Source organism: Bartonella gabonensis (genome assembly GCF_903679515.1).
Classification (GTDB): domain Bacteria; phylum Pseudomonadota; class Alphaproteobacteria; order Rhizobiales; family Rhizobiaceae; genus Bartonella; species Bartonella gabonensis.
The window spans coordinates 1-5,527 of record NZ_CAHOYM010000058.1; the positions used below are offsets into that span (position 1 = coordinate 1).

Consider the following 5,527-nt stretch of genomic DNA (forward strand, 5'->3'; position numbering starts at 1 on the left):
GGTTAATATTAATGTAAATAAAGTAAATAGATAATGAACTTTTTTCAAGAATTGTAATAAAAACTATATTAGATGTATTGGAATTTATTGAAAAAAAGTATCATTTGTAATTTGAATGGGGGAGATAATTTCATGAAATTAGCCACAAACAAGGAAATCATTAACAACTGGTTTGAAAAGGAAAAAACAGTTGCAATTGGCGCCTTCCAGAAGGCTTAGAGGATTTCTATGAGCATAAGAAAGATTCGTTAATAAATGATGGTAATCTTCAACAGCAAATTTTGGCGCCTTTAATACAGGATATATCGTTAACACTGAATGATTCCAATCCATTAAATATGTTTCTTCAACATGGTATGTCTTTTAGGGATCCGCAAAAGACGAAAGCTTTTGACATTCTTAAGGGTGAGCATTTTATATCTGTTAAAAGTGGAGAAGGCGTTGACCCATTTAAAGTGAATGATCCAGAAATTGAAGCTTCATATATCGGATGAACGAGAAGATAAATATCCATTTTCAATGAAGTCTGAACGAAGAGAGCGTGCTTTTAAAGAAAAACATGGGCTGTGCAATTTTTTAGATGAGATCAGAACGAAATTCATAGAGAGTGAAGATACTAAGAGTTATAATTGGTTAGAAAAGCTTATTGATGGTGCATTAAACAGTAAAGTTGCACCGTTGCAAAAAATACAAGAAATCTATATTCCAGATATTCGTTTAGATGAAAAATCATGTGATCTTGCTGTAAAGATCATTAAAAAATACAGTTGAGCTTCTTGCATTGCACTCACGTTTGTACAATGCTTGCTCTTTTAAAAAAGCTTGTTCTTTACGTGATCTTGTATTCATTTTTGATTTTAAAGTTCAAGTTCTTGACGAAGTCATGAATATGTCGCCAGTTTACGACGCTAAAAATAACCTTTTAAAAGTAAAAAATTTTGGTGAGAAAAATAACGATGTTATTGGTCTTGCTATGTCAAAAAATGCGATATCTATACATGACTTAAAAAGAACAGGGGGGTGCACTTTTGATCCATCCAGTTTGTGCATGAATATCTTTTTTAATATTCGTCAATCGTCATCATTTAGTCCTTTTGAAACAATGATTGTCTTTAAAGCAGGGACTGATGATCAGATTAACAAAACAATAGAAATGCAGAAATATGCTAATAAAACGAAGTTAGAAAAAGAAGCGGAGGAAAAGGCATTAAAAAGAATAGAAGTACTATAAAATAATTAATTAAGGCATTCAAAAGTCATTGAAAAATTATAAGTTACAAGAACAGCTGATTATTCAATAATGCCGTAAAAATACTGCTCTTTGAAGTTGATATCGGGTAGATAAATTACACATTGAGGTGTTTTTGTGCGTGTGTGTTGAATACTTAGGGGAGGGCTTGTGTTGGGTAAGCTTTTTGAAGTACGCTCCTTTGAGGGGCGTGATATCAGCTGATATGGGGCACTTTAGCAGGGGGTGTGTTTTGACCACTGATTGGGCGTTTCTTTGAAGTTCATAGCACCAATTCTATGAAAGGGCGGAGAACTTTAATGAGAGAAAAGTTTAATATCGGATGGTTGATATGAATTTATTTTTAAAAAAGAGCCCTTTAGTTCTTTTTTCTTCTCTGTTTATTTCTAAAGTTGGCGATTATGCTTATGAAGTTGTTTTTATTTTACTTGTCTTGGATATTGACAGATAATATCTTTTTTTACAGGCCTTGTGTATTTTTTTCGCTTTATTCCTTTTCTCTTTTTTGGCCCTATAGGCGGTTGGCTCGCGGATAATTTTTCTTTGAAGAAAAATATAATCTTTAGTGAATTGGTGAGATTATTCGCTTCATTATTCGTTTTGATAACATATATAACAGGGACTGCGCATATTATTGTGCTTATTTTCGCCGCAATAGGTACAACGATTGGAAGAAGTATTTTTCAACCAAGTTTTCAAGCGATTATTCCTAGAATATTTTCAATAAAGGATCTTACAAAGGCAAATAGTATTGCACAAATTATAAATGAGATTGCATCTGTCGTTGGTCCTTTAGTGTGTTCCCTCCTGCTTCTTTTTGCCAATAAATCCACCGTCCTCATTTTTGATTTTTTTTACCTATTTTATCTTTATTATCGTGTTATTGAATCTGATGAATCTCAATCCAAGTGAGAGTAAATCATTCAATTTTATCAAAATTTAGTGAGAAACAGCTTCCTATCTTAAATATATGTCTACTGAAAATAATAACTTATTGATTACGCTTGTTGGCTCGTCGTTTGCTATTCTCTTTACGAGGGCAATTTTAAGATTTTTAATTCTAGCTTTTGTTCTTTCGATAGGGGGAGAGGAAAGCCTTGGAAGTTCACTTTTTTCTCTCATGGCTGTTGGAACAGTTTTCGGCGGTTTGTTCTATAGTAAAATTATCGTCAAGATCACCGCGTTAAAGCTTATGGTATTTTGGCTTCTTTATGGGATTATTCTGTTTGTTATGCCTTTGGCGGCAATTCTTTCTTTAAAACTCATTTTCGTGTTCGCCTTTGTTTTAGGATTTACGGGTGCTTTTGTGGATATTAGTTTAGTTTCAGCTCTTCAATTATATTCTCGTTGGGAAGATTTGGGGAAGAGTTTTGGAACCTTTTCAACTTTAGCAAACTCTACTGAAGCCGTGTCTGGCTTTATTGCTGGATTTTTTGCACTCGTGGGATTGTTGAGCTCTTTTTTAGTGATGTCTGCTTGCATTATTTCCACTGGGATGATTTGTGTTATAAAAATTAAAAAAATAAAGCGTTAAAATCCCTTCACACGACAGTAGAGAATGATCATTGAGATATCTATGCCGTTTCTTTTTTTTAAAAGACAGTTCGTTCATGATCCTATCAGGCGGTAAAACTCTGATCTTTGAAGTATGGTGATATCAGGTATATCGCTTTACACATTGAGCTGCTTTTTTCGGGTTTGTTGAGCGCCCTTTGGGGGGCTGTGAGAGGTGGGATAGGGGCAAGAGATTTTGGGGAGCATTGTTTACAGAGCGGTGTGTGGGGCGATTTTTCGTAAAGATGGTAAAGCGTAAACATGTGAATCCGTGAATGTGAAGGGGAAGTTCAAGGACGTGGGCGATTTATGCGTTGTGGATGCTTTGGGGGCGTGTTGGTTTTTTGTCATGGCGGGGAATGTGGTGAGAAAGGTGGGGAGATGAAGAGTTTGTTGATGAAGGTTGCCAAGTTGGGATGAAGAGGGGAAGTGTTTTAGGGTGTTGATGCGAAGAGGTGTGGAAAATGGAGGAGGAGACAGTACGTGTGGATAGGAGAGGCGTGTACAAGAGCGATTGCTGCAAAGAGAGGTGTGGAAGGATGGGGCGGTAGATTTTATGAACATGGGGGCTTGAGTATTATCCTTGCTGCGCACTGTTGCGAAATGGGGAAGTCTGTAAGGGATGTTTTATTTTGTGCTTTATGTTTTGGGCATTCTGATTGCATTAGCGAGATGATTACGAGAAAGAATGATATGAAAAGATCAAAAGTAAAATATAAAAACTTGACAAGGTCAATGTAAAAAGGTATCATAATGGCACAATCGGAATTGTATGTTTAAACTAGATAAAGCCATTGGAAAAACAATGAGGTGAGAATTCAGGGTTTTCCCAAGGTTTTGGCGTTTGTTGCTCTGTGAGTTCATCAAGGTGTTGTCGTTTGAAGTGGGGTGATGCCCTGCTGTGCCGTAAGGTACTGCTCTTTTTTTGGGGGTGGTGATCGGTTGGGCAATGTGAATTGGTGAAGGCTGCTTCTTGTGTGCGTGGGGGTGAAATATTTTCGGGTAGGAAAATGCTCCGGCAGGATTGGCAAGAAAAATCAATATACCGTAAAACAGTGTTGTTTAAAGGGCTGTGATCTGAAGTCAACAGGGGGTGGCTTCTCGATTAAGAAGCTAGACTGTTCATGAGAATGGCGCAGGATAAAGCCCCCGCTCCTTGAGACAAGGTCCTTTGAGACGAGGGGTGGAGGTCAAAATAACAATTCATCTGATTATTTATCCCATCATGCCGTAAAACACTGCTCTTTAGGGCGGTGATATCAGGCATGGAAAACTTTAGGCGGGGGGTATTTTTACAACTGATTGGGCGTTTTCCTTTGCTGTTTAAGCAAAGATAGAGGATATGTAAAACGCACTGCTTCATCATGTTTTTAGATGATAAGCGTTTTTCTGCTTTAAAATTTTACGGTAAAACATTGCTCTTTAGGGCGGTGATCGTTGGGCAATGTAAAAGGTAAGTGGTTTGCTTGTGAAAGTGGGGGGTGAAATATTTTCTGGCAGGATTTGTAGGCTGGAGAACACACTTCTTTGAGAAACAGTGATAACTCTATGGAATAATCAGCAGGGAAAACACGCTAGATCAGAAGTCGGATTGTTAACATAACCGTGTTTACCTCAGTGGTGTGGGGTGATGGTTTGGAGGATTTTTCTGTAAAGGCGTAAAAGCGTAAAAACGTTAATCTGTAAAAGTTAAGGGGAAGTTCAAGGATGTGGAGGATTTACACGTGGTGTGGGCTTTTAGGGCGTGTTGCCCTTTTGTGAGGGTATGGAAGGGAATGAGAGGTTTGGGGGGTGAGGGGTTTTCAGCATTATGGGGGCTTCTTGCTTTTAGGGTGTGGTTTTACTTTTTTCATTGTTGAGCGCTTGTAGAGTTTTATTGCTGATTTTCATGACATTGTTTCATGTCATGGAATTGGTTTTTCTTGATTGGAAGGAGACATGATGATGGCTGAAAAAACTTGTCTTCCCTTACGTCGAAGAGGGCGGAAAAAAGGGTATTTGAATAAAACAACAAAGCGGTTTAATGAAGCCTTACTTACAGCCGCTGAGCAGGCTGGATCGCAGTATGGCGAGGATGGGCTCGTGTCTTATCTGCAATATCATGCTTTGAATAATCCTGTGCCTTTTTTCTCACTGCTGGCAAAAGTTTTGCCTCTTCAGGTGACGGGGGAAGTAGCGGGAGGTGTCAAAACAATTTCGCGCATCGAGATCGTCCCAGTAAACCCAAAAGGGAGCCAACCGGAGAAGCATGATCTTAAAAAAAGGCAAATGTGTGATATCGGAAAATGTTAGGCTGAGGTGGTTGATGGGAGATGTCGCCTTGGAAAGGTGCTGCTTTGGTGGATGAAGGCTTAAGGGCGTTTAGAGTTTATCGTGCTTGTAGGTGCTTGTGATATCGGAAGGTGTTAGGTGGTGACGGATGAGGGGGCAAGGGGCATGTGCTGGAGGATAAGATGCTTTCAGGAGGTTTAAGACTGGTATGTAAGAGGTACACGGCTTTGATGTGGGATGTGAAATTGCGATCTTATGCTGGGGGGGGGATGGCGCGTTTAGAGGTACTCTTGAGGGATAGATTTGAGGGGATAGATCAAGTGTGAGGCTTGCTGATGTGTGCGTGGCATGATGGTGTAAGATGTGGTGTTTTTAGGGGATTTTGTGAAAGATCGGTGAAATTAGGGGGAAATACCGTGCTTTTGTGGGGGACAGGGGGACGGTATTTCAAGG

At 38.9% G+C, this 5,527-nt stretch carries 5 protein-coding genes; all 5 read left to right on the plus strand.

Features of this window, described 5'->3' with window-relative positions:
- Positions 1–459: 459 nt before the first annotated feature.
- The 5 genes from HWX04_RS07660 (at position 460) to HWX04_RS07675 (ending at position 5,095) form a co-directional block, all read left to right on the plus strand.
- Positions 460–771, plus strand: a complete 312-nt coding sequence (locus tag HWX04_RS07660; RefSeq protein ID WP_175869543.1) for a hypothetical protein — start codon at positions 460–462, stop codon at positions 769–771.
- Positions 772–793: 22 nt separating this feature from the next.
- Complete coding sequence (locus HWX04_RS07665; RefSeq protein ID WP_500676366.1) at positions 794–1,231, plus strand: hypothetical protein; 438 nt, start codon at positions 794–796, stop codon at positions 1,229–1,231.
- A gap of 489 nt (positions 1,232–1,720) precedes the next feature.
- Positions 1,721–2,161, plus strand: coding sequence for an MFS transporter (locus HWX04_RS08760; protein ID WP_246257598.1), 441 nt, complete (start codon positions 1,721–1,723; stop codon positions 2,159–2,161).
- 58 nt (positions 2,162–2,219) lie between these two features.
- The gene (locus HWX04_RS08765; protein WP_246257601.1) at positions 2,220–2,783 is read left to right on the plus strand and encodes an MFS transporter; all 564 of its coding nucleotides are present in this window, start codon (positions 2,220–2,222) and stop codon (positions 2,781–2,783) included.
- A gap of 1,964 nt (positions 2,784–4,747) precedes the next feature.
- Positions 4,748–5,095, plus strand: coding sequence for a hypothetical protein (locus HWX04_RS07675; protein WP_175869545.1), 348 nt, complete (start codon positions 4,748–4,750; stop codon positions 5,093–5,095).
- Positions 5,096–5,527 lie beyond the last annotated feature (432 nt).